The organism is Pseudomonas sp. zfem003 (assembly GCF_032621675.1).
GTDB lineage: Bacteria > Pseudomonadota > Gammaproteobacteria > Pseudomonadales > Pseudomonadaceae > Metapseudomonas > Metapseudomonas otitidis.
Map to the genome: position 1 here is coordinate 107,799 of NZ_JAVYJG010000009.1, position 26,596 is coordinate 134,394.

General features: G+C 67.2%; 23 protein-coding genes. 9 read left to right on the top strand and 14 right to left on the bottom strand.

Annotated features, from left to right (window positions below; all coding sequences use genetic code 11):
• Positions 1–26: 26 nt before the first annotated feature.
• The 3 genes from RTK35_RS21750 to RTK35_RS21760 all read left to right on the top strand — a co-directional run bounded on the left by RTK35_RS21750 (position 27) and on the right by RTK35_RS21760 (position 3,413).
• Positions 27–2,471, top strand: a complete 2,445-nt coding sequence (locus RTK35_RS21750) for a hypothetical protein (protein ID WP_316908969.1) — start codon at positions 27–29, stop codon at positions 2,469–2,471.
• On the top strand, positions 2,468–2,818 hold the full coding sequence (locus RTK35_RS21755) for a hypothetical protein (protein ID WP_316908970.1): 351 nt from the start codon (positions 2,468–2,470) through the stop codon (positions 2,816–2,818). Before RTK35_RS21750 ends, RTK35_RS21755 begins: the two co-directional genes overlap by 4 nt.
• Before the next feature lie 67 nt (positions 2,819–2,885).
• Positions 2,886–3,413, top strand: coding sequence for a hypothetical protein (locus RTK35_RS21760; protein ID WP_316908971.1), 528 nt, complete (start codon positions 2,886–2,888; stop codon positions 3,411–3,413).
• A gap of 62 nt (positions 3,414–3,475) precedes the next feature.
• Here the strand turns inward: RTK35_RS21760 and RTK35_RS21765 are convergent, their stop codons facing one another.
• The 9 genes from RTK35_RS21765 to RTK35_RS21805 form a co-directional block, all read right to left on the bottom strand.
• Entirely contained in the window at positions 3,476–5,305 is a 1,830-nt protein-coding gene (locus RTK35_RS21765; RefSeq protein ID WP_044404910.1) for a long-chain-acyl-CoA synthetase, read from the bottom strand.
• A 184-nt stretch (positions 5,306–5,489) separates the two neighbouring features.
• Positions 5,490–7,157 carry an autotransporter domain-containing protein gene (locus RTK35_RS21770; RefSeq protein ID WP_316908972.1) on the bottom strand — a complete coding sequence of 556 codons (1,668 nt, stop codon included), beginning with the start codon at positions 7,155–7,157 and terminating at the stop codon, positions 5,490–5,492.
• 114 nt (positions 7,158–7,271) lie between these two features.
• A complete protein-coding gene (locus RTK35_RS21775) occupies positions 7,272–8,096 on the bottom strand; it encodes an SDR family oxidoreductase (protein WP_044404907.1) in 825 nt (274 codons plus the stop codon).
• Positions 8,097–8,169: 73 nt separating this feature from the next.
• A complete protein-coding gene (locus RTK35_RS21780; RefSeq protein WP_316908973.1) occupies positions 8,170–10,155 on the bottom strand; it encodes an acetyl/propionyl/methylcrotonyl-CoA carboxylase subunit alpha in 1,986 nt (661 codons plus the stop codon).
• A 248-nt stretch (positions 10,156–10,403) separates the two neighbouring features.
• Complete coding sequence (gene atuE / locus RTK35_RS21785) at positions 10,404–11,198, bottom strand: isohexenylglutaconyl-CoA hydratase (RefSeq protein WP_316908974.1); 795 nt, start codon at positions 11,196–11,198, stop codon at positions 10,404–10,406.
• A 13-nt stretch (positions 11,199–11,211) separates the two neighbouring features.
• On the bottom strand, positions 11,212–12,372 hold the full coding sequence (gene atuD / locus RTK35_RS21790) for a citronellyl-CoA dehydrogenase (protein ID WP_074968678.1): 1,161 nt from the start codon (positions 12,370–12,372) through the stop codon (positions 11,212–11,214).
• A gap of 58 nt (positions 12,373–12,430) precedes the next feature.
• Positions 12,431–14,047: a geranyl-CoA carboxylase subunit beta gene (gene atuC, locus RTK35_RS21795; RefSeq protein ID WP_074968680.1), complete on the bottom strand. Its 1,617-nt coding sequence runs from the start codon at positions 14,045–14,047 to the stop codon at positions 12,431–12,433.
• A gap of 3 nt (positions 14,048–14,050) precedes the next feature.
• Positions 14,051–14,920, bottom strand: a complete 870-nt coding sequence (locus tag RTK35_RS21800; protein ID WP_107331182.1) for an SDR family oxidoreductase — start codon at positions 14,918–14,920, stop codon at positions 14,051–14,053.
• 22 nt (positions 14,921–14,942) lie between these two features.
• Positions 14,943–16,730: an acyclic terpene utilization AtuA family protein gene (locus tag RTK35_RS21805; RefSeq protein WP_316908975.1), complete on the bottom strand. Its 1,788-nt coding sequence runs from the start codon at positions 16,728–16,730 to the stop codon at positions 14,943–14,945.
• Between the two features lie 207 nt (positions 16,731–16,937).
• Here RTK35_RS21805 and RTK35_RS21810 point away from each other — a divergent pair, with 207 nt between their 5' ends.
• Genes RTK35_RS21810 through RTK35_RS21820 form a run of 3 tightly spaced genes read left to right on the top strand, consistent with a single transcriptional unit; the run spans position 16,938 to position 19,289 of the window.
• Positions 16,938–17,561, top strand: a complete 624-nt coding sequence (locus RTK35_RS21810; RefSeq protein WP_044405217.1) for a TetR/AcrR family transcriptional regulator — start codon at positions 16,938–16,940, stop codon at positions 17,559–17,561.
• 56 nt (positions 17,562–17,617) lie between these two features.
• Complete coding sequence (locus tag RTK35_RS21815) at positions 17,618–18,415, top strand: substrate-binding periplasmic protein (protein WP_237149954.1); 798 nt, start codon at positions 17,618–17,620, stop codon at positions 18,413–18,415.
• Between the two features lie 22 nt (positions 18,416–18,437).
• Positions 18,438–19,289 carry a substrate-binding periplasmic protein gene (locus RTK35_RS21820; protein WP_082078198.1) on the top strand — a complete coding sequence of 284 codons (852 nt, stop codon included), beginning with the start codon at positions 18,438–18,440 and terminating at the stop codon, positions 19,287–19,289.
• Here RTK35_RS21820 and RTK35_RS21825 read toward each other — a convergent pair.
• The 3 genes from RTK35_RS21825 to RTK35_RS21835 all read right to left on the bottom strand — a co-directional run bounded on the left by RTK35_RS21825 (position 19,240) and on the right by RTK35_RS21835 (position 21,254).
• Positions 19,240–19,998: a CPBP family intramembrane glutamic endopeptidase gene (locus RTK35_RS21825; RefSeq protein WP_222901481.1), complete on the bottom strand. Its 759-nt coding sequence runs from the start codon at positions 19,996–19,998 to the stop codon at positions 19,240–19,242. The two genes, RTK35_RS21820 and RTK35_RS21825, sit on opposite strands and share 50 nt — an antisense overlap.
• Positions 19,999–20,101: 103 nt before the next feature.
• Complete coding sequence (locus tag RTK35_RS21830) at positions 20,102–20,269, bottom strand: DUF2897 family protein (RefSeq protein ID WP_069561667.1); 168 nt, start codon at positions 20,267–20,269, stop codon at positions 20,102–20,104.
• A 73-nt stretch (positions 20,270–20,342) separates the two neighbouring features.
• Complete coding sequence (locus RTK35_RS21835; RefSeq protein WP_316908976.1) at positions 20,343–21,254, bottom strand: LysR family transcriptional regulator; 912 nt, start codon at positions 21,252–21,254, stop codon at positions 20,343–20,345.
• 66 nt (positions 21,255–21,320) lie between these two features.
• On the opposite strand from RTK35_RS21835, the gene RTK35_RS21840 reads away from it, so the two are divergent.
• Complete coding sequence (locus RTK35_RS21840) at positions 21,321–21,935, top strand: LysE family transporter (RefSeq protein WP_316908977.1); 615 nt, start codon at positions 21,321–21,323, stop codon at positions 21,933–21,935.
• 247 nt (positions 21,936–22,182) lie between these two features.
• Positions 22,183–22,707: a hypothetical protein gene (locus RTK35_RS21845; protein WP_316908978.1), complete on the top strand. Its 525-nt coding sequence runs from the start codon at positions 22,183–22,185 to the stop codon at positions 22,705–22,707.
• Between the two features lie 136 nt (positions 22,708–22,843).
• Here the strand turns inward: RTK35_RS21845 and RTK35_RS21850 are convergent, their stop codons facing one another.
• Together RTK35_RS21850 and RTK35_RS21855 are read right to left on the bottom strand one after the other, a co-directional pair.
• Positions 22,844–23,449 (bottom strand): hypothetical protein, encoded by a 606-nt coding sequence (locus RTK35_RS21850; protein WP_316908979.1) that lies wholly within the window; start codon positions 23,447–23,449, stop codon positions 22,844–22,846.
• A gap of 117 nt (positions 23,450–23,566) precedes the next feature.
• Positions 23,567–24,076, bottom strand: coding sequence for a Bro-N domain-containing protein (locus RTK35_RS21855; protein ID WP_107331189.1), 510 nt, complete (start codon positions 24,074–24,076; stop codon positions 23,567–23,569).
• Between the two features lie 442 nt (positions 24,077–24,518).
• Here RTK35_RS21855 and RTK35_RS21860 point away from each other — a divergent pair, with 442 nt between their 5' ends.
• A complete protein-coding gene (locus tag RTK35_RS21860; RefSeq protein WP_236212560.1) occupies positions 24,519–26,480 on the top strand; it encodes an AAA family ATPase in 1,962 nt (653 codons plus the stop codon).
• Positions 26,481–26,596: the final 116 nt, after the last annotated feature.

Genomic DNA, 26,596 nt, shown 5'->3' on the forward strand with positions numbered 1-26,596 from the left:
CTGTGACGCCCGCGCAGGAGCCTGACATGCCCCCCGTTCCCGAATCCGACGCCCCGACCGAGAGCCTGCCGCGCCTGTTGCTGGGGCTCGTCTGGCAACTGGCGGTGCTGGTGCTTCCGATCCTGCTGGTGGCCAGCCTGCCCTTGGCCGGTGCGGCCGCAAGCGTAGTGGGGCTGGCCCTGGTGCTGATCGTCGTCGCCCGCTGGCCGCGCATCGGCAAGGGCGTCAGCAGCCTGCTCACCAGCGCCGTGATCGGCGCCGCCTTCAGCCTGGGAGCCACGCTGCCCGGCTACTGGGGCATCGGCGCCGGCGTGCTCTGGGTGTTCATCGGCCTGGCCAGCGCGGCGACCCTGGAGCGTCGCCTGGGCCTGGCCAGCGCCCCGGTCACGGCCGAACCCATCGGCCCGGTGGCCACGGGCGCCCGGGGCACCAGCGCCTGGGGCGGCGGTGAGCTGCTCACGCCGGAAGGCGAGCCGGTGCGCACCCTGGGCTGGGGCGAGATCGCCATGGGCGGGCCGGTGTACACCGATTACCTGATGCCTGACGGCGTGTTGCTGGAGGGCCTGGGCAGCTCGGCCCGCTTCTCCGACGACGGCCGCTACTTCGCCGCGCCGATCCCCTCGCGCGGCGCCTGGTCGCTGGCGGTGTTTGATCGCCAGCTGCGCCGGCTCTACCACTGCGCCAACGACGCCTTCTGGGAGCTGGATGCCTTCAGTGGCGGCGAGCTGCGCGGTCGCCACAGCCCGCTGGTGTCGGACCAGGGCTACCGCCTCAGCCTCGAAGCCGTGCTGCGCGAGGCGACCTGCGAGGACTTCGTCGCCATCGGCGACCTCTGGCTCGCTCCCGGTTGGGCCGAGAGGCAGCAGCAGGCCGTGCTGGACCTCTCGCTCCCCACCGGCCCCCATCGCCTGCGCGGCGAACCCTGGCTGCCGGAGCGACTGCGCGAGCGTGACGACCCGCTATTGCCGCTGCGCTACCCCAGCTACCAGCTGTGGCTGGACGACGCGCCCACCGGCTTGCTGCTGCCCGACGACGCGCGCCCCGTGTGGCGGGCCGACGGCCTGGCCTTCGCCTGCCGCCTGCGCGACACCGCCCAGGAACGCCCCTGGCCATGCCCCGTACGGGTCTGGGAAGCCGGGCCGGGCTGGCGCACCCTGGACGACTGGCAGCCCCGGGAAGATGAGCCGCGCCTGATGCTCGAAGCGCCGCTCGCACTGGAGCCGACCCACCTGGTCATGCAGGCCCGCTTCGACCTCCCCGAACTGGACCAGATGGCGCATGGGAACGCCGTGCACCACATCTTCAACGAGGAACTCGAACGCCTGGCCGGCTTCGACGCCTGGGGTCGTGCCGTGCCGGGTTTGCGTGCTGCCACGCGGCTGGAGCTGCTGCACCCCCTCGGCCGCGCCACGCCGGTGATGCGGGCCGACCTGCGCCTGGCACCGCTGGCCGATGGCCGCCGCCCGTTGCTGGAGTGGCAGCGGGAGAGCGCCGACGGGCTGCGGGCCGCCTACCGCTGCCGCATCGGTGAGTGGGTGCTGGAGGGCGAGTGGTGCCTGGATCACCGTGTTTCCGCCTGCGGTCGCTACCTCGCACTGGTGGCGTTCGCCGAAGCCCCGGCCGTGCCCCATCGCCTGGTGGTGGCGGACGTGCCGGCCCGTCGCCTGCTGGGCATCGACCTCGGCCTGCCCCTGGCACGGCTGATGGATTTCCAGGACGGCATCGTCGAACTGGCCGTGGTGACCGGGCGCCTGGCCGACACGCGCACGGCCAGCCCGTTGCAGACCATCGACCAGCCACCACCCCCGGTGGCGAGCGCTGCGGATTTCCTTACGCGCCGTGAGGGCAGCCAGCTCTGCTATGCCCTGCGCCGCCTGCGTGTGGGCGCGGCACTCGAGCCGCTGCCCGACTGGCGCCCGCTGAGCCAGCCGCCCGCTTCCAACGCCTACGGCGACTTCGTGCTGCCGGCGCCTGCCGGCGGCAATGCGGCCTGGCTGTTCGGCAGCCGCACCGCCTATGGCGGCGCCTACCTGCATGAGCGCCTGCCGCGCCAGGGTGGGTACCTGCTCACCGCCTGCGGTTGCGCCCTGGCCGATCTCGCGCCGGCCATGGCCTGGTCGGCGGACGGCCGCTACCTGGCCCTGACCCGCCATGACGACGGCGAGTGGCACCTGCTGGTGCTGGATACCTTCGCGCACCGGCTCCACCCCTGGCCCGACCCCATCGGCCCGATGCCGCGCTTCGAAGGGTTCAGCGGTGGGGCGTTGCATTGGCGGAACCACCCGTACCACGACGACGTCGCAGAAGAGGCCGGCGAGCCTCGACACCTGCCCCTCGACGCCCTCCTGGGCGTCGCCCCCGAGGCGCTGGAGGCCGTGGACGGCCTCTGGCTGCCACCTTCCGAGCGCCCCCGTGCTGCCCAGTGGCGGCGCCTCGATACCGCCCATCTCGACCCCTGGAGACCCCAATGAGCGAGAGCATCCTCTCCCACGCCCTGACCATGCAGGTCCTCGGTTACATCGGCCTGGTGCCGCTGATCATCGCCTGGCTGGCCGGCATCGCCCTGTCCGTCCGCTACTGGCGCGAGCGCCCCCGGGCCGCCCGCTTCTGCCTGGCCAGCATGGGTGTGATGCTGGCCTGGACCCTGCTGCAGCAGGTGCTTTACTTCACCGTCTACCTGTGGGCCGAGGACATGGAGGCCGCGCGGGTGAGCGTGGTCTTCAGCGGCATCAGCGCCATCGGCGGGCTGGTCCATACCCTGGGCTTCGGCCTGCTGCTGGTGGCCGTGTTCACCGGCCGTGAAACCGCCCGCGAATGAAGCAGGGTTGCCAGTGTCCGCCTGGCGCGCCAGCATGGCGCACATCTCACCCTGCGGTAGCCGCTCCATGACCCGAATCCTGCTGCCTGCCCTGTTCCTTGGCTTCTGCGCATCGACCCTGGCCAGCCCGGCCCCGGTGGCCCCCCGTGCGGACGCCTGGCCTGGCCTGGTGGCCATGCCCGCCGTGAGCCCCGGCAACGCCTGCGCAGAGGCCTCTACGCAAGCCAAGCCGAAACCCAAGCCGGCACCGACCAAGGCCGAGGCCACCAAGCCGAAGCCCAAACCCAAACCCGCCACTCCCAAGCCAAAACCGAAGCCCACGCCCGCCAAGCCCAAGCCGTCCAAGGTGGAGCAGGTCAAGCTGCGCGAGCCGAAGCTCGACCTGAGCCTGCCCAAGCACCTGGTGGACGAACTGGAACCGCGGGTGAAGCAGGAGCAGCACGTCGAGCAGCCACTGCTGCCGCCGATGTTCGTGGAGAAGCCGCCGGAGCAGAGCCCCTACCAGCTCAACGGCAAGCTCATCACCAACCAGCGGGAAGAGGACTACTTGCGCTCCGTAGAGGGCGCCGAGCTGCAGATCGAGTTCAAGCAGTAGCCCGGCTGGCGCTCATGGCGAGGAGGCAACGGGGTGAGCCGGGCTCACCCCGCGGAGCAGCCTCAGAAGCGGTACTCGCCGCTCTGGATCGCTGCATGCAGGTCGGTGTCCAGGGGGCGGAAGGCGGGTTCCCCGGGTAGCCGCACGTAGAGCGGCTCGTTGACCTGGGTGGGGTCGAAGCCGGCCTTCTTCAGGTCGGTCTTCTTGTACTTGAAGGTGCCGGTGGTCTCGATCTCGTCCAGCAGCCGCAGGAACAGCGGGGCGGCGTAGGGCGGCAGCTCGCGGTCCAGGTGCTCGGCCACGGCGGCGGCGTCCAGGTCCGCGTCGGGGCTCAGGCGCAGTGCCGCCATGCCACAGCGGCCGTTGGTGCCGGGAATCTCCACGCCGTAGACCACCGCATCCTCCACCCCGTCGAACACCCCCAGCACGCTTTCCACCTCGGTGGTGGAGACGTTCTCGCCCTTCCAGCGGAAGGTGTCGCCCAGGCGGTCGACGAACTGCGCGTGCTTGCAGCCGATGTCGCGCATCAGGTCGCCGGTGTTGAACCAGGCATCGCCCTTCTTGAACACGTTGCGCAGGATCACCGCCTCGCTCTTGGCCGGGTCGGTGTAGCCGTCGAAGGGCCACTTCTCGCTGATCTCGCTGATCAGCAGGCCCGGCTCGCCCTTGTCCACCTTGGTCAGGAAGCCCTTGTGGTCGCGCACCGGGCAGTCGTTCTCCAGGTCGTAGCGGACGATGGCGTAGGTGGCCGGGGAGAAGCCCACGGTGTTGTCGAAGTTGAAGACGTTGGTGAAGCCGATGTTGCCCTCGCTGGAGGCATAGAACTCGGTGACGCGCTGGATGCCGAAGCGGGTCTTGAACTCGTCCCAGATGGCCGGGCGCAGGCCGTTGCCGATCATGCTGGTGAGGGTGTTGTCCTTCTCCTCGGGGCAGGGCGGCTGGTTCAGCAGGTAGCGGCACAGCTCGCCGATGTAGCCGAAGCAGGTGGCCTGGTAGCGCGCCACGTCCTTCCAGAAGTTGCTGGCGGAGAACTTGCGGCGCAGGGCGATGGCCGCGCCGCCGGCCAGCACCGAGGCCCAGCTCACGGTCACGGCGTTGTTGTGGTAGCAGGGCAGCGTCAGGTAGAAGACGTCGCGGTCGGTGAGCCCCAGCCCGGAGTGGCCGAACCCGCCGTAGGCCTTGATCCACTTGCCGTGGCTGAGGATCGAGGCCTTCGGCAAGCCAGTGGTGCCGGAGGTGTAGATGTAGAAGCAGGCGTCCTTCAGGCGGACCCGCCCGGTGTCCGCCGGGTTCTCCGCACTGTGCTCGCCGGCCAGGCGCATCAGGTTGGTCCAGCCGCGCGGGGCCTGTCCGGCGTCGCGGCGGGTGTCCAGGTCGTCGGCCACCCAGTAGCGTCGGGCGCCGGCGGTCTCCAGTTCCGCCTCCACCTCCTCGAAGGCGCTGCGCAGCTCTTCGCCGACCACATGGTGGCCGGCCTTCACCAGGTTGAGGCTGTGGGCGAGGACCTTGCCGCGCTGGGTGGTGTTGACCAGCGCGCCGATGCCGCCCAGCTTGGCCACTGCCGCCAGCACCGCAAGGATCTCGATGCGGTTCTCCAGCATGATCGCCACCACCTTGCCAGGGCCCACGCCTTCGGACTTGAGCGCGTGGGCGATGCGGTTGGCCCAGGCATTGAACTCGGCGTAGGTCAGGCTGCGCGTCTCGTCCATCACCGCCGGCCGCTGCGGATAGCGCGCCGCCGCCCGCTCCAGGGCCCAGCCCAGGGAGAGCGTCTTGTCGCGGTTGCGGATCCCGGTGAAGTAGAGGCCCAGCAACATGCGGGGCACGCGGTTGAGGTTCGCCGGCAGGCGGGCGAGGAAGCGGAACGGGGAGATCAGGTCGGCCTGGGTCATGGTTCTCGCACTTCAGTCTTGTTGTTCTGACCACCTTCGCGGGGTGGGAATAGGCGCCACCGGCGAATCTAGACGCGTTTCCGGCGCATGCACTTGGCCCGCGCGCGGAGGAGGGCGGGCAGTTCGGCAAATAACGGAGTGTTTGTGGTGCGGGACTTTGGGCGGACTGATTATCCAGCAGGGGTCAGAACAGCCACTTGGCCTGCACCTGCCCGGAAAAGCCGTTGCGAGCGGTCGCGTTGTAGCTGCCCAGGCTGAGGCTCACGCTGCTGCCGTCGGTACGCAGCATGGCCAGGGACAGGTCCAGTTGGTAGCTGTCGCGGGGCAGGCGCTGGCCTGGTGTGGAGAAGGCGTTGCCGCCGCCGATGAAGCGGGCGTTGGTGTCCAGGGCGTTGCCGATCAGCTCGTGGCGCCAGGTCATCTGCACGGCCGGCTGCAGGTGGGTGCCACCGGAGAGCGGCAGGTCCATGCCCAGGCGTGCGCCAACGCGGCTGGCCAGGCGGTCCTGGCGCTCGCCATCGACGTCCAGGCCCAGGGCGCCGGCATGGCGTTCCTTGTAGCTGTCCAGTTGCAGTTGGCTCCACTCCAGGCCGGCCAGCGGCGTCAGGGTCGCCTGGCGGGTCAGTCGCAGCGGCAGTCCGGCTTCCAGCAGGGCGCTGTATTGCTGGCCGTCGAAGCGACCTTCGGCGGTGCCGCCGAGGACGGTGTCGCGCCGGGTCTCGAAGCGCTGCTGGGCGTAGCCGAGCATGCCGTCCAGGTACCAGGCACCGAAGTCGCGGCTGGCGTAGGCGCTGAGCTGGTAGGTGTCGATGTCGCTGCCGTCACCCTTGCGCTCGCCCTGCTGGTTGAGGTTGACCGTGCCGTAGCTGAAGGCGGCACCGGCAACCCACGCGTCGTTGAGGCGGGTATCCAGGCCCAGGGTCATGCCCTGGGTGTGGCTGTCGTAGCCGCTGTAGCCGGCGTGGCTGCGCTGGTCGAGGCGGCCACCGAAGGCCTGGATCCAGAAGCCCTGCGCCGGGGCACGGGTGGCCTTGCCGGCAGCGTCGGCATTGCTGGCCAGCCACTGGCTGGCGTCGCTGTCCACCAGCCCCAGGGCCAGCGCGCTGTCATCCTGGGCACGCAGACCATGGAGGCGGCCGGAGAGGCTGTTCCAGACGCTGTGCTGCACGGATTGCAAGGCGAGCTCATGGGCGACGTTGCTCTGCGGGGCGATGCGCGCCAGGGTCGCGCGCTTGGCCTCGGGGGTCATGGCATCCAGCAGGCGGATGGTGTCCTGCAGCGCACTTGCCTGGCCGCGCAGAGCGTCCAGTTGGGCGGCAGCCCCTACCGACGGTGTGCCGGAGAAGGGCACCAGGGCCGTGCCGCTGGATTCGCCACCGACGTCCACCGCCATATCACCAGTGACGAAGAAGCTCAGCGGCAGGACGATCGGGACGCCGCCGTTATAGGTGGTGATCACCAGGTAGTAGTCGACACCTGCTTCCAGGTCCATCGTCAACTGAGGGCAGTGAAAGGCCCCGGAGGTATTGCAGGCCGTGGACACCCTGTTGCCGTCGTCGTCTTGGCCTATCAGGTTGGCGGCCGGGTCGTTCGGGTCGAAGCTGCCCCGGTAGAAGTACATGTACGGGTCGTTGAACGCCGATGCGTCCATGCCGAAGGTGTAGCTGCCGGTCGTGGACGGGGTGAAGTACTGGTACACGTACTGGAAATTGCTGCCACTGGAACCGGCCCGGCTGTAGGTGCCGATGGTGGCGTTGTCCAGGGTGAAGCTGGTGGTCACGGCCGCCTGGGCCAGCGGGGTGAAGGCGAAGCCCAGCAGGAAGGGCAGCAAGCGTGGGGAAATGCGTGTCATGAGGCCATCCGGATTGATCCGGCGCCGGGGTGGCGCCGGTTGCAAAGCGAGATGGCACTTTAGTGTCACGTTGGCGCGCAGAACTGAGCGTTTCTGAGCGCCGGGTCAGGAAGGTCAGTCGACGAACAGGTCCGGGATGAGGCTGCCGCCCTCGGGGTCGAAGCGGTAGTGCTCGAACTCGGTCTGGCCCTGTTCGCGGAGGATCTCCTCGTCCACCAGCAGGCGCCCGGTGATGCGGCGGCCTTCGCTGGAGAGGATGGCGTGGGCGGCGTCGGCCATGATCGCCGGTGTGCGGGCGCGCTTGAAGGCGTCGCGGCTGCCCAGTTCGAACTCGATGGCGGCGGTGGCGATCATGGTCTTCGGCCACAGCGAGTTGACGCTGATGCCGTAGCGCTTGAACTCCTCGCTCATGCCCAGGGTGAGCATGCTCATGCCGTACTTGGTGACGGTGTAGGGGCCGTGCTGGGCGAACCACTTGGCGTCGAGGTTCAGCGGTGGGGATAGGTTGAGGATGTGGCCGTTGCCGCTCTGCTTGAGGTAGGGCAGGGCGGCCTGGCTGCAGACCATCACCGCGCGGGTGTTGATCTGGTACATCAGGTCGAAGCGCTTGGGCTCCAGGCGCTCGACGCCCACCAGCTTGATGGCGCCGGCGTTGTTGACCAGGGCATCGATGCCGCCGAAGTGCTCGGCCGCCTGGGCCAGGGCATCACGTACGGCGGCTTCGTCGCGCACGTCCAGTTGCAGGGGCAGGGCCCGACCGCCGGCCGCTTCCACTTCCGCGGCGACGCTGTGGATGGTGCCTTCCAGCTTGGGATGGGGCTCGGCGCTCTTGGCGGCGATGACGATGTTGGCGCCATCGGCGGCGGCCCGCAGGGCGATCTCGCGGCCGATGCCACGGCTGGCACCGGTGATGAACAGGGTCTTGCCGGAAAGGGACATGGGGGTGCTCCTGTTGGTGTTGTCGGGTTCCTGGCCACTCAACCTAGTCGAGTGGCGCGGTTCGAGCGGTTGTTCAGTCGGCGGCTTCGACCTCCACCAGCACCTGGCGGCTCTTCACCTGGTCGCCGGCGCTGACCTGCACGCGGCGGACGGTGCCGTCCATTCCGGCCTTGAGGGGGTGCTCCATCTTCATGGCTTCCAGCACCACCAGCAGTTGGCCCTTGGTGACCGGGGTGCCTTCCTCCACCAGCACGTCGACGATGGCGCCGTCCATGGGCGCCTTGACGGTGCCGGAGGCGGCGCCGGCCTGGCCGCCGGCGGGTTCGTGGGTGACGTCCTGCAGTTCGATGCTGCCCTGGTGGCCCTTGAGCCACAGGCGCTCGCCGTCGTGGTGGTAGGCGAGGCGGCGGCGGATGCCGTCCAGCTCCAGGGTGGCCCAGCGGCCGTCGCAGGCCAGCAGGCGCACGGCGACGGACTGCCCGGCGGCCTGGACCTGCAACTGCGGTTGCGGGCCGCTGGCGCGGACGTCCAGCAGGACTTCGTGCTTCTGCTCGCCCTGGCGCAGCACCAGGCGCCAGGGCGCGCTGCCGGCGCTGCGCCAGCCGGCGAGGCCGGCCTGGTGGGCGCGGGATTCGGCGGAGGCCTGGTAGAGCAGGGTGGCTGCGGCGGCCAGCTCCACGGCCGGCAGCGGCTGCGGGGCCAGGCTCGGGTCGGCGGCGAAGTGTTCGCCGATGAAGGCGGTGGTGGCGTGGCCGGCGGCGAATTCGGGGTGGGCCAGCAGGTTGGCGAGGAACCGCTGGTTGCCCTTGACCCCCAGCAGCACGCAGTCCTCCACGGCGCGGATCAGCTTGCGCCGGGCTTCGTCACGGGTGGCGCCCCAGGCGATCACCTTGGCCAGCATGGGGTCGTAGAAGGGCGTCACCGGCTGGCCTTCCACCAGGCCGTGGTCGATGCGCACGCCGGCGCCGCTGGCGGGTTCCCAGCGCAGCACGTCGCCGGTCTGCGGCAGGAAGCCGGCGGCCGGGTCCTCGGCGTAGAGGCGGACTTCCATGGCATGGCCGTCGAGGCGGATGTCGTCCTGGGCCAGCGGCAGGGCTTCGCCGGCGGCGACGCGGATCTGCCAGGCCACCAGGTCGAGCCCGGTGACCAGCTCGGTGACCGGGTGCTCCACCTGCAGGCGGGTGTTCATTTCCAGGAAGTAGAAGCGGCCTTCGGCGTCCAGCAGGAACTCGACGGTGCCGGCGCCCAGGTAGTTCACCGAGGCGGCCGCCTTGACGGCCGCTTCGCCCATGGCCTGGCGCAGGGACGGCGTCATCACCGGGCAGGGGGCTTCTTCCACCACCTTCTGGTGGCGGCGCTGCACCGAGCAGTCGCGCTCGCCCAGGTAGAGGATGTGGCCGTGGCGGTCGCCGAATACCTGGATCTCCACGTGGCGCGGCTGGATCACCGCGCGTTCGAGGATCAGCTCGCCGCTGCCGAAGGCGTTCTGCGCTTCCGAGCGCGCGGTGCGGATCTGCGCCGCCAGCTCGCTCGCCTCGTGCACCAGGCGCATGCCACGGCCGCCACCGCCGGCGCTGGCCTTGATCATCAGCGGGTAGCCGATGCGCTCGGCCTCGTGGGCGAGGGTGGCGTCGTCCTGATCGGCGCCTTCGTAGCCGGGGATGCAGGGCACGCCGGCTTCGAGCATGGCGATCTTCGACAGGCGCTTGCTGCCCATCAGGTGGATGGCCTCCACGGTGGGGCCGATGAAGGTGATGCCGGCGGCTTCGCAGGCCTGGGCGAAGGCGGCGTTCTCGGAGAGGAAGCCGTAGCCCGGGTGCACCGCATCCGCGCCGGTGCGCCGCGCGGCGTCGAGGATGGCCTCGACGCACAGGTAGGACTGGCCCACCGGTGCCGGGCCGATGCACACGGCTTCGTCGGCCAGTTGCACATGGCGCGCGTCGCGGTCGGCCTCGCTGTACACGGCCACGGTGCGGTAGCCCAGGTCGTGGGCGGTGCGCATCACCCGACAGGCGATCTCGCCCCGGTTGGCGATCAGGATCTTGTTGAATGCGGGCATCTTCGTGCTCCTGCTGGGGGACCGGAGGGCGTCCGGGATCCGGGCTGTTTGCGTTCGGTGTTGCCGGTGGATCGGGTTGGGGTGATCCGCCTGTGGTGTTCGGTGTTGCGGTGGATGTGAAGAGCGACATCCACCCTACGGGTGCTTCGGTGTTGCGTGGGGATCGGGTGTGACGATCCGCCGTTTGTTCGGTGTTGCGTGGGATCGGGCGTAGGGTGGATCGCGCTCTATCGATCCACCGCCTGGGCTCACTGGGCCCAGGTCGGTTTGCGTTTCTGCACGAAGGCCAGGGTCCCCTCGGTGCCTTCGGTGCCGGTGACGGCTTCGGCGAACCAGGCGGCGGCGTCGTCCAGCAACGGGCCCAGCTCGCGTTCCTCGGTGGCCAGCAGCAGCGCCTTGGTACGGGCGTTGGCGCCGGGGGCGCAGCGGCGCACCTGGTCGAGGGTGTCGGCCAGGCGCTGGTCCAGGGCCGCTGCGTCGGCCTCGGCGCTGTGCACCAGGCCCAGGCGCAGGGCCTCGCGGCCGTCGAAGCGGGCGGCGGTGAGGGCCAGGCGGCGGGCCTGGGTGAGGCCGATGCGCTTGACCACGAAGGGCGCGATCTGTGCCGGGAGGATGCCGAGGCTGGTCTCCGGCAGGCCGAACTGGGCGCTTTCTGTGGCCAGGGCGATGTCGGACACGCAGGCCAGGCCGAAGCCGCCGCCGAGCACCGCACCCTCCAGCACGGCGATCACCACCTGCGGCTGGGCCTGGGCCTCTTCCAGCAGGCGGCCGAAGGCGCGGTTCAGGCGCTGGTAGGCCTCACCGCCGGTGGCGCGGGCGCTGGCCATGTCCTTGATGTCGCCGCCGGCGCAGAAGTGCCCGCCGGCCCCGCGCAGCACCAGGGCACGCACCTCGGGCGCCTGGCGCGCGGCGGCGAGCACCGCGCGCAGCTCTTCCACCATGGCCAGGCTCATGGCGTTGCGGCTCTCCGGGCGGTTGAGGGTGATGTGCAGCACGCCGTCAGCGGGCTCCAGCAGCAGGGTCTCGGTGTTCGGCAGTTCCATGGTCACCCCCGTCTCAGTCTTTCTTCTTGCCCGGCAGGATGCCCATCAACTTGCAGATGATGCCGAGCATGATCTCGTCGGCACCGCCGCCGATGGACACCAGGCGGGTGTCGCGGTAGGCGCGGGAAATGTGGTTGTCCCACATGAAGCCCATGCCGCCCCAGTACTGCAGGCAGGCATCGGTGACCTCGCGGCCCAGGCGCCCGGCCTTGAGCTTGGCCATGGAGGCGAGGCGGGTGACGTCCTTGCCCTTCACGTACATTTCGGTGGCCTGGTAGACCAGGGCGCGCAGGCATTCCACCTCGGTCATCAGCTCGGCCATGCGGAAGTGGATGACCTGGTTGTCGATCAGCGCGTTGCCGAAGGTCTTGCGTTCCTTGCAGTAGTCGATGGTGGCGTCGATGCAGTGCTCCAGGCCCTTGATCATGTTGGCGGCGCCGAACAGGCGCTCTTCCTGGAACTGCAGCATCTGCATCATGAAGCCGGCGCCTTCGTGGCCGATGCGGTTGCGCTGCGGCACGCGGACGTTGTCGAAGAACACCTGGGCGGTCTCGGAGCTGCGCATGCCGAGCTTGTCCAGGTGCGGGCTGAGGGTGATGCCGGGGGTGTTCATCGGCACCATGATCAGCGACTTGTTGACGTGGGGCTTGTCGTCGGAGGTGTTGGCCAGCAGGCAGATGAAGTCGGCGGACGGGGAGTTGGTGATCCACATCTTGCTGCCGTTGATCACGTAGTCGTCGCCGTCCTTGCGGGCGTTGGTCTTGAGCCCGGCGACGTCGGAGCCGGCACCCACCTCGGAGACGCCGATGCAGCCGACCATTTCGCCGGCGATGGCCGGGCGCAGGAACTCTTCGCGCAGCTCGTCGGAGCCGAAGCGCGCCAGGGCCGGGGTGCACATGTCGGTCTGCACGCCGATGGACATGGGGATGCCGCCGCAATGGATGGTGCCGAACTCTTCGGCGGCGACGATGGAGTAGCTGTAGTCCAGGCCCATGCCGCCGAATTTCTCCGGCTTGGAGATGCCCAGCAGGCCCAGCTCACCGGCCTTCTTGAAGATGTCGTGGATGGGGAAGCGGCCGTCCTTCTCCCACTGGTCGACGTGGGGGTTGATCTCCTTGTCGACGAAGTTGCGGACGGTACGGCGGAGTTCTTCGTGTTCCTGGGTGAAGATCATTGTTGTTGTTCTCCGTGAGTAAGCCGTTGGGGGTGCGCCAGGCGCACCGTGAGGGTTCTCAGAAGCGAGCCACGCCGAAGCGGTTGGTCTTCAGGGGCCGGGCCTCGGCCTCGGCGCAGATGTCCAGCAGGTAGCCCAGCAGCTTGCGGCTGTCGCGGGGGTCGATCAGGCCGTCGTCCCACAGGCTGGCGGTGCCGTAGAGCGCGGTGGACTGGCTGTCGAGCTTCTGCGCGGTCATCTGTTCGAGCATGTCGAGCATCTTCGGGTCGGCTTCCTTGCCCTCCTTGGCGTGTTTCTCCTCGGTGACGATGCGCAGCACCTTGCCGGCCTGGGCGCCGCCCATCACGGCGGTGCGGCTGTTGGGCCAGGCGAAGATGAAGCGCGGGTCCAGCCCACGGCCGCACATGGCGTAGTTGCCGGCGCCGTAGGAGCCGCCCACCACCAGGGTGAGCTTGGGCACGCTGGCGTTGGCCACGGCCTGGATCATCTTCGAGCCATGCTTGATCACCCCCAGTTGCTCCGACTCGGTGCCCACCATGAAGCCGGTGGTGTTGTGCAGGAACAGCAGCGGGGTGTTGCTCTGCTCGCAGAGCTGGATGAACTGCGCGGCCTTGGCGGCGCCGCGCGGGGTGATCGGGCCGTTGTTGCCGATCAGCCCGCAGGGGCGGCCCTCGATGCGCAGGTGGCCGCAGACGGTCTGGCTGTCGAATTCGTTCTTGAAGTCGAGGAATTCGGAGCCGTCGGCGATGCGGGCGATGATCTCGCGCACGTCGTAGGGCTTCTTCGGGTCCGCCGGTACCACGCCCAGCAGCTCGTCGGTGCTGTACAGCGGCTCGCGCCAGGTGGGCTTCACCGGGGCCGGCAACTGGGCGTTCCAGGGCAGCATGGCGAGCACCTCGCGGGCGATGCGCAGGGCGTCGGCGTCGTTCTCGGCCAGGTATTCGGCGGTGCCGGCCACCTGGGCGTGCATCTCGGCGCCACCGAGTTCTTCATCGGTGGCCACTTCGCCGGTGGCGGCCTTGAGCAGGGGCGGGCCGGCGAGGAACATCTTGGCCTTGCCGCGCACCACGATGACGTAGTCCGACAGGCCCGGCTGATAGGCCCCGCCGGCAGTGCTGGAGCCGTGCACCACGGTGACCTGGGGAATGCCCATGGCGGAGATGCGCGCCTGGTTGGCGAAGCCGCGCGCGCCTTCGACGAAGATCTCCGCCGCGTAGTTGAGGTTGGCGCCGCCGCTCTCGGTGAGGGCCACCATGGGCAGCTTGTTCTCCACGGCGATCTGCTGCAGGCGCAGGGTCTTCTTCAGGCCGGTGGGGGAGATGGTGCCGCCCTTGATGGCGCTGTTGCTGGCGCTGATCAGGCAGCGCACCCCGGCGATGTAGCCGATGCCGGCGATGATGCCGCCGCCGGCCTGGGTGCCGTCCTTGTCGTCGTGCAGCTTGTAGCCGGCCAGGGAGCACAGCTCCAGGAAGGGGCTGCCCGGGTCCAGCAGGAGGTTGAGGCGTTCGCGGGGCAGCAGCTGGCCGCGCTTCTCGAACTTGGGCTTGGCGTCCTGTGCCTTGTCCAGCACCTTCTGCTCCACCTCGCGGAAGCTCGCCACCGCGGCCAGCATGGCCTCGCGGTTGCGGGCGAAGTCGTCGCCGTGGACGTCGAGTTCGGATTGGATCACGGCCATGGCTTACTCCTCGTCCTTGAACACGGCGGGCAGATAGGCCCGGTGGAATCCGTTGTAGGACTCGCTGGCGCGGGCCTTGCCCAGGGTCCAGGCGCGGGTGCCCTGGCTGGCGGCGCCGTCGATGCGGATGGTGTTGCCGCTGATGAAATGGGCACCGGGGGAGAGCAGGAAGACGATGGCGGCGGCCACCTCGGACTCGGTGCCGATGCGCTGCAGCGGGACGTGGTCCTTGAGGGAACGGATCATCGCTTTCATCGACTCGGGGTAGGTGTCCATGCCGCTGGAGGCGATCCAGCCCGGCGCCACGGCGTTGACCCGCACCCCGGCGTGGCCCCATTCGTAGGCGGCGGTCTTGGTGAAGTTCTCCATGCCGGCGCGGGCGGCGCCGGAGTGACCCATGCCGGGCATGCCGCCCCACATGTCGGCGAGCATGTTGACGATGCTGCCGCCGGTCTTGCTCATGCTCTGCAGGAAGACCTCCTTGGCCACCAGGAAGCCGCCCACCAGGTTGGTGCGCACCACGGTCTCGAAGCCCTTCTGGTTGATGCCGATGAGCGGCGCGGGGAACTGGCCGCCGGCATTGTTGACCAGGTGGTGGATGGGGCCGCGCTCGGCCACCACGGCCTTGACCATGGCCTTGACCGCTTCTTCGTCGCGGATGTCGCAGGCCTGCCAGCTGGCGCTGCCGCCGTCTTCGATGATCTCGCCGGCGGTGGCTTCGAGCTTTTCCGCCTTGCGCCCCACCAGCACCACGTGGGCGCCCAGGTGGGCCAGTTCGTGGGCCACGCAGCGGCCGATGCCGCTGCCGCCGCCGGTGACCAGGATGGTCTGGCCGGCGAACAGGCCGGGCCGGAATACGGAGTCGTAGCTCATTGTTGTTGTCGTCCTCGTCGCGCTACAGGGTCTCGGCCAGTGCGCGCGGCACCGGTACGGGGAATTCAAGCAGTTGCTGGGCGAAGGCCTTGCCCTGCGGGTCGATGCGCAGGCTGGCGACGCCGCCGCCGCCCAGGGCGTTCTCCAGCAGGAAGTTCAGGCTGTGGGTGCCGGGCAGGTACCAGCGCTGCACGCGGCCGGTCTGCGGGTCGAGCACGTGGGCCATCCAGTCCACCACGGCCTCGGGCGTCAGCGCCTCGGCGATCCACGGCAGGAACTCGGGCCGGCGCGCCATGACGCCGATGTTGCTGTGGTTGCCCTTGTCGCCGGAGCGGGCCACGGCGAGCCTGATCAGCGGCACGCTGGCGTCGGCCTCGCCGACCGGGCGTGGCGGGTGCAGGTCTTCGGCCAGGGCCGTCGGGTCGGCGCTGCCGGCTTCGGGCAGGGGCACCGGGTGGCGCTCGCCGTCCAGCTCCACCTCCAGGCTGCAGGCGCTCTTGTCCACCAGGAAGGAGAACAGGCGGATCACCGGGTACACCGTGGGGCGGCCGCCGACGATGCCGGTCAGGCCGGGGGCCATGCCGGTGGCGGCCTGGGCGATCTCGCGGGAGAAGAGGATCAGCGCCTCCTTCTTGCTGTGGCGCACGGCGAGCTTGATCACCACTTCGCGGCTGTCCTGCCGTTGGCCGTGGGGCCCGTAGGTGGCCTCGCTGCCCAGCAGTTCGATGTTCACCTCGCGGTAGGGGCCCCAGCCCCGTGCGGCGAAGATTTCCTCGGTCTTGGCGATGATGGCGCGGCTCACCCGCTCGGCCTTCTTCACCGCGTCGATGCCGGCGATCAGGCAGCTGGCGGTGCAGCGGAAGCCGTCGGGGTAGGTGGCGCTGACCTTGTAGCGCTCGGTGGGCGCCAGGCCCCGGGCGCCGGAGACGCGCACACGGTCGGGGCCGGCGGCCTCCAGGCGCACCTGGGTGAAGTCGCAGATCACGTCGGGCAGCAGGTAGGCGCGCGGGTCGCCGATCTCGTAGAGCATCTGCTCGCCGACGGTGAAGGGCGTCACCAGGCCGCCGGAGCCTTCCGGCTTGGTCACGCAGAACTGGCCGTCGGCCTCCACTTCGACGATGGGGAAGCCGATGTGCTCGTAGTCCGGCACCTGTTCCCAGTCGGTGAAGTTGCCGCCGGTGCACTGGGCGCCGCATTCGATGATGTGGCCGGCGAGGGCGGCCTGGGCCAGGCGGTCGTGGTCGTCCCAGCGCCATTTGAATTCGTGGACCAGGGCGGCGCTGACCACGGCGCTGTCCACCACCCGGCCGGTGATGACGATGTCGGCACCGGCCTCCAGCGCCGCGACGATGCCGGGGGCGCCCAGGTAGGCGTTGACGGAGACGCACATGGGCGGCAGCGGGGCGTCGGTGAACATCTCGCGGACGCCGGCCTTGGCCAGCTCGCCCAGGCGCGGTTGCAGGTTGTCGCCGTGCAGTACGGCGATCTTCAGCGCCACGCCGGCCTTCTCGCAGGCCGCGGAGAGGGCGGCGGCGCAGGCCACCGGGTTGACCCCGCCGGCGTTACTGATCACGCGGATGCGCTTGTCGGCGATCTGCGGCAGCAGCGGTGCCAGCACCTCGACGAAGTCGGTGGCATAGCCTTCGTCCGGCTTCTTCATGCGTGCCCCGGCGAGGATCGACATGGTGATCTCCGCCAGGTAGTCGAACACCAGGTAGTCCAGCTGCGCGCCGTTCACCAACTGGGCGGCGGCGGTGGAGGTGTCGCCCCAGAATGCGGAGGCGCAACCGATGCGTACGGCTCTGGTCATTGTTATGGCCCGTATCACTCGAGAAGGTGGGGCGACATTACCAAGCAAGCGCTTGGTTGAAAAGTGGAGGGTGGCAGTTTTTTGCCCAAGCGCTTGCTTGGGCGCCGGGCGGGGAATAGATTTCGCGAATCAAGACAGAGACTTGCGCTCCATTCTTAAGTTGGATGGGCAAGCGCCGTGCGAACGAGGTAGTGGCGAGCGATGAGCCTGGACAACCCAAAAGCCCAAGACGTGATGCGTGAACTGGTGGAGAGCGGGCAGATCACCGACCCGGAAAGCCCCCGCGGCAAATTGCTGCAGACCGCCGCTCACCTGTTCCGCAGCAAGGGCTACGAGCGCACCACCGTGCGCGACCTGGCCAGTGCCGTGGGCATCCAGTCGGGCAGCATCTTTCACCACTTCAAGAGCAAGGACGAGATCCTCCGCTCGGTGATGGAGGAGACCATCCTCTACAACACCGCGCTGATGAAGGCCGCCCTGGCCGAGGCCGACAGCCTGCGCGAGCGGGTGCTGGCGCTGATCCGCTGCGAGCTGCAGTCGATCATGGGCGGCACCGGCGAGGCCATGGCCGTGCTGGTGTACGAGTGGCGTTCGCTCTCGGAGGAGGGGCAGCGCTACATCCTCGAACTGCGCGATGCCTATGAGCAGTTCTGGCTGGAGGTGCTGGGCGAGGCCCGTGCCCAGGGCTACGTCCAGGGCGACCCGTTCATCCTGCGGCGCTTCCTCACCGGCGCGCTGTCCTGGACCACCACCTGGTTCCGCCCCGAGGGCCCCATGAGCCTCGATCAGCTCTGCGAAGAGGCTCTGGCGCTGGTGCTCAAGGACGGCTGAGCCGGCATGAACTAGTCTTCCCCGGGAGCCGTTCCACCTCTTTCTCCGGGGCCAAGATGTCGGGTGTCTGGTCTATCACGTCACGGTTGTTCCTGCTGTCGCTCTGCCTCCTGGCAGGGAGCGCCTGGGCCGCGCTGCCCCGCGAGATTCTCATCGGCGCCTACAACTTCCCGCCCTACATGGTGCACCCCGAGCGGGATACCGGCAGCGGCCTGACGGTGGAGCTGGTGGCGCTGTTCAACCAGGTGCAGAAGCGCTTCCACTTCAGCATCGTGCCCACCTCTTCCGCGCGCCGTTACCGCGACCTGCAGACCGGCCGCTACGACCTTATCCTCTTCGAGGACCCCCACTGGGGCTGGGAGGGGGCACGCTACACCCTCATCGACATGGGCATCGACGATGCCGAGGTCTACGTGGCCCGCGCCGAGCCCGAACGGGGCGAGGACTATTTCGACACCCTGCTCGGCAAGCGCCTGGTGCTCTATGCCGGCTATCACTACGGCTTCGCCGGCTACGACGCCGATCCGCTCATGCTGCAGAAGCGCTTCCAGGCCACGCTCACCTATTCCCACGACAGCAACCTGCTCATGGTTTTGCATGATCGTGCCGATATAGCCGTGGTCACCCGGTCCTACCTCGAGCAGATGCTCCAGCGGGACCCCGAACTGCGCGGCAAACTGCTTGTTTCCCGTCGGTTCGATCAGGAATACCATCTCAACGCCATGCTCAGACCCAACGCCCCCATCGAGCCCCAGGACTTCGAGGGGCTGTTGCAGCGGTTGCAGGCGGATGAGTCTTACCAACGGCTGCTGGAGCGATACCAGCTGCCGTTCAAGAAGAACGACCGAGATTAAGAACGGCGCATACGGGGAAAACATGGCTTTTGCACGCGTTCGGCGGAAGGACGGCCGACAACGGATTGGGGGACGCAAGGGACTGCTGGCCGCTCTGGCCCTGTTCGCTTCGCTGGAGCCGGCGCTCGCCGCCGAGGTGGTCAAGGTGGGCGGCGCCCACTTCCCGCCCTATGTGATCAAGCCGGAATCGGAAGCGGCCACCGGCCTGCTGCCCGAACTGCTGGAGGCCCTCAACCAGGCCCAGGCGGACTACCGTTTCGTCATGCTGCCCACGGCCATCCCGCGGCGCTTCCGCGACTTCCAGAGCGGGCGCATCGACATGGCGGTGTTCGAGAACCCCGGCTGGGGCTGGCAGGACATCGAGGCGGCGCGTATCGACATGGGCCTGGAGGACGCCGAAGTCTTCGTCGCCCACAAGCGCGACAGCCGTGGCCAGGACTACTTCCGCAGCCTGGATGGCAAGCGCCTGGCCCTCTACAGCGGCTACCACTACGGCTTCGCCGGGTTCGACGCCGACCCGGAATACCTCATGCGCGAATTCAACGCGATGCTGACCTACTCCCACGACAGCAACCTGCTGATGGTGCTGCGAGACCGCGCCGACATCGCCCTGGTGACGCGCTCGTACCTGGGCATGTACCTGGAGCGCAACCCGGACGTGGCGGGGCAGTTCCTCGTCTCCGACCGGGTCGACCAGTACTACCGCCACTACGCCCTGTTGCGGCCGGGGGCGCCCATCACCCCCGAGCGCTTCGCGCGCCTGCTGGAGACGCTGCGGGCCGATGGCAGCCTGGAGCGCATCTTCGGTCGCTACCGCATCCGCGTCAGCCCAGCTTCAGTGGATAACTCAGCAGCAGGACGTGGCAGAGATTGACCCCCAGGTGCAGGGCCACCGCCGGCCCCAGCCGACCCGAGAAGTGGAACGCCAGGCCGTAGCCCAGGCCCGCCACCGTCGCCACCACGGCGAACAGCGTGCTGAAGGGCAGGTGCACCGCACCGAACAGCAGCGTCGCCAGCAGCAGCCCCGCCCAGGGGCCCAGGCGCGCCGCCAGGGTGCGCTGCAGCAGCGCGCGGAACACCAGCTCCTCCGCCAGCACCGTCACCAGCAGGTTCACCGCCAGCCATAGCGCCAGGTGTTCCGGCCACTTCGGCACCCAGCCCACCAGCCCCAGGGCCAGCGCTAGTACCGGCACGGCCACCAGCGTCGCCAGCATCACCGCCAGGGTCGCGCTCCGGCGCGCCGCCGGCACCGGGTCCGGGCGGCCCAGCCACCAGGCCAGCAGGCTCATGCCCACCAGCGCCTTGTCCCAGTTCACCCGCAGGGCGTAGGGCGGCGCGTCCGGGCTCCAGGGCGTCGGCTCGGTCAGGGAGAGGTAGGCGAAGCCCGGCACCAGGTGCGCGGCCAGGGCCACGCTGGCCAGCAGCGTCACCGGCAGCCACAGCCAGTTGGGCAGGCGTTTTGCCGCCAGCACCCAGCCGGCATAGGCCACACCGAGTGCCAGGCCGAGCGGGCTGATGTGGCCGGTGGCATGGCCCAGGGCCAGGGTGAGCAGGGGAAGCAGGATTTGTAGATGGATAGGCATGGCACCTCCTGAGAAATCAGGTGGCGCACTTTAAGGCCATCTCGCCATCAGGTGTTGGCGGATGTGCGGGAAGCCGGCCCGTGGCCGGCTTCCGTGCCGGCTCTCAGCGGTCTTCCGCGTCCTTGGCGTCCGCTTCCGCGTTGCGCTGGCGGATGCGCGCCAGTTGCTCCTCGGTCAGCGGAACCTTCTTCGCGGTGTCACGCAGCATCATCAGGCCGCCGACGATGGAGCCAAGGGCCAGCGCCAGGATCAGCCAGGCATACCAGGGCATGTCGATCTCCTTTTCAAATAGGGCATGTGGGGTTGGATGCTACGGCGCGCATGCCGTTCCGTCATTCGTTGCATCAGGCCTGCTCCTGCAGCCACGCCAGCAGCGCGGCCGGCAGGCTGCCGGGCGGCGGTGGGGCCTCGCTCAGCAGGCAGTAGCGCGAGCCATCGGCCACGAACCCCAGCGGCGCCACCAGCGCGCCGCTCGCCAGGTCGTCGCGCACCAGGTGCCACGGACCGATGGCCACCCCCAGCCCGGCCACCGCCGCCTGCAGGCTGAAGTAGAAGTGCTCGAACACCTGCCCGCCCGGCAGGCCCGGAGCGCGACCGGCCGCCGCGCTCCAGTCCGCCCAGGCTGCTGGCCGGGTGCGGGTGTGCAGCCGGGGCGCATCCTGGCGCAGGTCGTCGGCCTCGAACCACTGGGTGGCCCGCTCCGGCCGGCACACCGGTCCCACCTGTTCCTCGAACAATGGCTCCACGTGCCAGTGCGGCGGGTGCGGGAAATCCTCGCGGCGGATCGCCAGGTCGATGCCGGCCTGGAAGGAGAAGGCCCCGCCGCCGGCCACCAGGTGGATCACCCAGTCCGGGTGGCGCGCCTGGAAGTCCGGCCAGCGCGGGATCAGCCAGCGCATCAGCAGCGTCGGCTCGCACGACACCACCCATTGCCGCTCCCGGCGTGCCTTGGCTCGCAAGCCCTGGGCAGCCTGTTGCATCAGCGCCAGCCCGTCGTGCACCGCGCGGGCCAGGGTGCGGCCGTCCTCGGTGAGGAAGACGCGGCGGTTGCGCCGTTCGAACAGCGCCACGCCGAGGTCGTCTTCCAGCAGCCGGACTGCCCGGCTCACCGCGCCATGGGTCAGGTGCAGCGCCTCCGCCGCGCGGGTGAAGTTCTCCAGGCGGGCTGCGGCCTCGAAGCAGCGCAGCGCCATCAGCGAGGGCAGGCGGGAATCACTGGATGGTGAGCCAGGCTCACCGGAATGGTCAGAAAGCATCGTTGGTCAGGCCCCTGGCTGGCTTCCTATGATCGGCACCTCTATCGAACCGCCAGAGGATACGCCATGGCCGAACTGTTAGCCGTCATCACCATCACCCTGCTTGCGGTGATCAGCCCCGGGCCGGACTTCGCCCTCGTCTCACGCAACAGCCTGCTGCGCTCCCGCCGTGCCGGCGCCCTGACGGCGCTGGGCATCGGGCTGGGTGTGCTGGTGCATGTCAGCTACACCCTGGTGGGTGTCGGCGTGCTCATCCAGCAGTCGCTCTGGCTGTTCGATGCCATCCGCCTGGCCGGTGCCGCCTACCTGATCCTGCTGGGGGTGAAGATGCTGCGCAGCCAGCCCGCCGGCACCCAGGCCGAGGCGCCCGACGCACCGCTGAGCGACGCAGCGGCCCTGCGCATGGGCTTCTTCACCAACGTGCTCAACCCCAAGACCACGGTCTTCATCGTCAGCCTGTTCCTGCAGGTGGTGCGCCCGGACACGCCCCTGGCGGTACAGGTGGGCTATGGCGCCTTCATCGCCAGCGCCCACGTCGCCTGGTTCGGCCTGGTGGCGCTGTGCTTCTCCTCCGGCGCCGTGCGCCAGCGCTTGCTGGCGGTGCGGCACTGGGTGGACCGTAGCTTCGGCGCGTTGCTGGTGGGCTTCGGTTGCTGGCTGGCGCTTTTTCGCAGGGGGTGAAGGTCGCCGCCAGTCCACAGCCAGCCACGGGGCTTTGCCACCTGCCGAACTCTTTTCAGTGGTGTGCGCCTGAGCGGGTGGTTTCTTCCTGAGGCGCTTTCATCAGGTTTGGACGATACGGTTGCGGCTGCTTGGCCTTGTACAGCGCTTGCCAGAGACGCCTCGCCGCAAAGGTGCTCCTGTGCTGCCTTGCCTGCCCGGTGAGGGCTGGGATAGGTTGCGAGCCTGTCCACAACGGGGCAACGCCATGCGCAAACCTTCAAGACACATGCACGACATGCCACACGCACCGGCACGGTTACCGCTCGGCTTGGTTCTGTTGCTGCTGTGCCTGCTTGTTGGCCTGGTCTGGAGCATCGTGCAGCAGCCTGCGCTGCTGTGGGTTGTGGCCGGCACGGCTGTGCTGGTGACGTACTTGAGCTGGCAAGAGCAGCGACGTTTGGCGAGGCTGGCTGCGCAGCGCCAGGGGCAGTCCATATGCCAGTTCGCTCGCGCCTTCCCTCGGTGGCAGGTGGACACCTGGGTGATCCGCGCCGTGTACGAGTCTCTGCACGGTTATCTTGGTGGACGCTTGCCGATCCGTGCCGATGATCGCTTCGAGGAGGATCTGAACCTGGACGACGAGGATCTGGAGTTCGAGCTGCTGGAGGATATGGCCCGGCTAAGTGGCCGGTCTCTGGCGGGCGTTGAGAACAACCCCTTCTACGGCAAGGTTCTGCACGTGCGTGACCTGGTGCTGCTGCTTGATCATCAACCGCGCAGCCTCTCCTGAGTGCCTCACTAGGCGTGCAGCCTGACAACAGGCCCAGGTAAGCCCTCGCTGGTTCAGCGCGCAGGGCTGGCCACTCCTTGTCGTGCGGAGCGCCTGGGCCGCGCGCATCCTGGCACAGCTGGCGCTGTTCCCTGGGTCAGCCGAAGGCTTCCAGCCCCTCGCGCACCTCGTCCAGCGCCTGGCCGAGCAGGGCCTCCAGCGAGTGGCCGGGCAGGCCCGACTCCAGCAGCCCGAGCAGGCCACGCCGGGCTTCGGCGAAACGGTCCTGGTGGTAGTGCAGGCGGCCGAACCCGCCGGCCCGGTCGAAGAACAGGAAGTGCGCGCCTTCCAGCATGTCGTCACCCATGAACCAGCCAAAGCCGATGAAACGCTGGTCCAGCGCTTGCAGCTGGGCCGCATCGAAGTGCGTGCCCGCGTCCAGCTCCGGACGGTCGCCACCCCAGAAGGCCCGCATCAGCGACACCAGCCCGGCGCCACTGCCCTGGTCTTCCAGCCAGTCCACCAGCTCGCCCGGGGCGGGCAGCCAGAAGCAGTGGTTGTCGTCCTGGGTGTTGTTCTTCAGGCTGCCGAAGTGGCGGTAGAAGGCCACCAGCGCCGCCGGCAGCGGCATCCCGGCCAGGGCCTGGAAGCGCTCGATATCCGCCGCCGGCGCGGGGCCGTCGCAGGCCAGCTCATCGTCTTCGCCGTGCAGTTCCTGGAAGGTCTGGTTGTACGCGTCGATGCCGTTTTGCAGGGTGTCCATGCTCGAATCCGCTCGGTGGGGGCAAAGGCAGCACCCTAGCCGAATGGCCATCGGTGCATACCGCACACGCGCACAGTTTCGACAACCGGGAGCGGGGCGCACCCGCTCCCGGTTGGGCTACCAATCGCCGAAGGGCATGTGCTTCCAGCTCGGCTCGTTGCCCAGTGCCGGCTCCTCGCGGCTGCAGAGGAACACCGGCAGGTCGCGCCGGGCGATCCAGATGTCCCCTTGCCACTTCACCACGCCGATGCGCTGGTTGGCCCAGCTCATGTACGCCCGGCGGGGCGCCGCGTTGGCGTCACGGTAGTGGTCATGCAGCGTCGGCACCACCTCCTCGCTGAGCCAGCGGCTCAGGCAGCGGTGCTCCGGGTGCTGGTAGCGGTACAGCAGGCGGTAGGCGCCGGCCTCGCTGAGGGCGATGACTTCCTCGCTGCCACCGCTGGCGTGCCGCAAGCGGACGGCGCGGCGCTGGTGCGGGTCCACCAGGCGGGGCAGGCGGCCGGGCTTCAGCGCGCCGATCATCCGCGCGAAGTCCATGGCCACGAACCAGGGCTGGTTGTCGACCATGGCGGCACGGAGCTGGTGGTTGTGGCGTTGGAAAACGATGGGGGTGTATGCGTCGTGCATGGTGTTGCTCCCGAGCTAGATGAAGGAGCTGCCACCTGTCGCTGTCATTCGAAGGGTGGCAGACCGCACGGGGTTGACAGACCGGGCTCGGACCGGCAGACCCGCTAGGGTCTCCCCGCGCGATCTGCCATAGAGCAGAGCAGCCAAGAAAGCTGCATGCGTGCCGATGCCTGCAAAAAACATTCGCCGTTTTTCGCATGCACCTTCAGGCGCATTCGCGCCGAGCAACGGGCTGTCAAACCCGGCCGCGGGATTGACCGCGACGCCGGGAGGATAGGGAGGTGGGGGAGGGAGGGCAAGGGGCATGGCCAACGCCCTGGGCTGGGGATGTCGTGCCTAGATTCTGAGGATGCTTGTAGGTTGCACATTCTCTGTTGCGGGCTAATTTCAAGAGAAATTTGATGATGGCCTTTTAATGGTGCGTATACATGGAGGTTAGCGAATGCCTGCAGAAAATCGTTCCAAACTCGTCCGCATTTTCGTCCGCAACATCGGCTGTGTAGGTAACGAAGGCATCTCAATCGATTTGGATAACGTCGTCTGTTTAGTGGGGAAAAATAACTCAGGGAAGTCCACCGTATTGCGCGCTTATGAGCTTGCAAAGGGGACTGAAACATTCGACCCGAGTAGAGATCGTTGCCAGCATGCAACTGAAGAACAAGAGTCAGAGGTTCAGCTTGATGTTCACATTCCAGAGCACATCGGCAATGTCGATGCACGCTGGAAAACGGGGCGTGACGGGCTACTAATAGTCAAAAGTCGATGGCAGTGGTGCTCTCCTTCTTTTACGAAAACCCGAACAACTTGGGATCCCAGCGCTGGGGAAGACGGGCAAGGAGCTTGGTCGTCTGACGGGAAGGCAGGTGGCTTTGACTCTGTCTTCGGCGCGCGCCTTCCGAGACCGATTCGTATTGGCTCCTTTGATGATCCCGAGAAAACTGAGGCGATGTTGCTGGCTTTAGCTTTGAGTCCACTGATTGAGGCCTTGGAGCAGGAGCGACTGGCTCCTGAGTCTGAGTTGGCTAAAGCTATTTCTGCGATTTCGGCTCGTGTGGGCGAGATAGGGAAAGCCCATGAGCAACACTTCAAAGTAATCGCGGAGGAAGTAGGTGCAGGTTTCAAGGATGTGTTTCCAAAGCTAGACATTGCTCTCGCGATAGGTTCAGCACCTTTAGTTCCAAAACTTGCCGAATTGGTTAAGAGTGGGTCAAGGCTCAAGGTAAAGGACGGTGAAGTTGAAACGCAGCTTTCTCAACAGGGCGCAGGTGCACAGCGTGCATTGTTCTGGTCAATGGTGCAGGTGCATAACGAGCTAAGTAGGAATAGTGAAATACGTGCTGAGCACAAGAAAGCGTTAGAAAAGAAACAGGCTGAGTTAGAGAAGCAACTGGTTAAGAAAATTGCCGATGACGTGCGCGCCACTTTGGAGGATGAGCGAGCCCAAAACCAAGCAAAGCTTCAGGCGTTACTGGCAGGGGGTTCTATACCAGAAAGTGCTGAAGACCCTGCGTTTCCAGGCTACATCTTGTTGATTGACGAGCCAGAAAATGCCTTGCATCCACTAGCTGCCCGCGCCGCTCAAAGACGGCTATACCGTCTAGCAGAAGACCCTGACTGGCAAGTCATGATTACTACGCATTCCCCTTACTTCATCAATCCATTTGAAGATCACACCACGATTATCCGTCTCGAAAGATCACCCGAGAAAGGATTGATTGAGCCTTGTACATATAGATCAGATGCAATTCACTTCGAGGTGGACGACAAGCGAAGATTGCAAGCGCTACAGCACATTGATCCTAGCTTTTCTGAGGTCTTCTTCGGCTCTTACCCGATCTTGGTGGAGGGTGATACTGAGCACGCTACCTTTGTCTCGTCCATAGTTGAGCGTCAGCATGAGTTGATCGATCAAGTAACATTAATTCGTGCTCGCGGGAAAGCTATTCTTGCACCTCTGGTTAACGTAATGGCTCACTTCAAAATGGATTTCGGCATCGTTCATGATGCTGACGCTCCCTACAAGAAGAACGCTACCAAGAACGGCATGTGGACCGAGAACGAGAAAATAAGGAGCGCGATCAATGCCGCTAGGGAAGTTGGCTGCATTGTGCGCCACAGAGTGAGCATTCCTGACTTCGAGAGATATTTGGGTGGTGATGAAGAGACTAAAGATAAACCTATTAATGCATACCTTCGTGTGTCCAATGACGGAAATCTAGCGGAGCAGATCCAGCAGTTACTTTTATCGCTGATTAACTCAGATGAGCATGACCCATTCTCTGCTGATCTAATCGCTACGCATGGCTACATATCTCATCTCCACACGCTTGTGATGAATTGGGCCGAAAATCAAGGTTTGCGGGATGATCCGAGGTATAGCGGTGTATTGCCTAATTTTTCTTGACTGTTGAATTGGCTTTAAGCTGCGAAGTGCAAAACATGATGCAGTTCGGGGTCGTGGGTTCAGTGCGTTGTAATGCGAACTCCTGCGCGCTTAAAAATTCTTGAGTGCACGCTGTG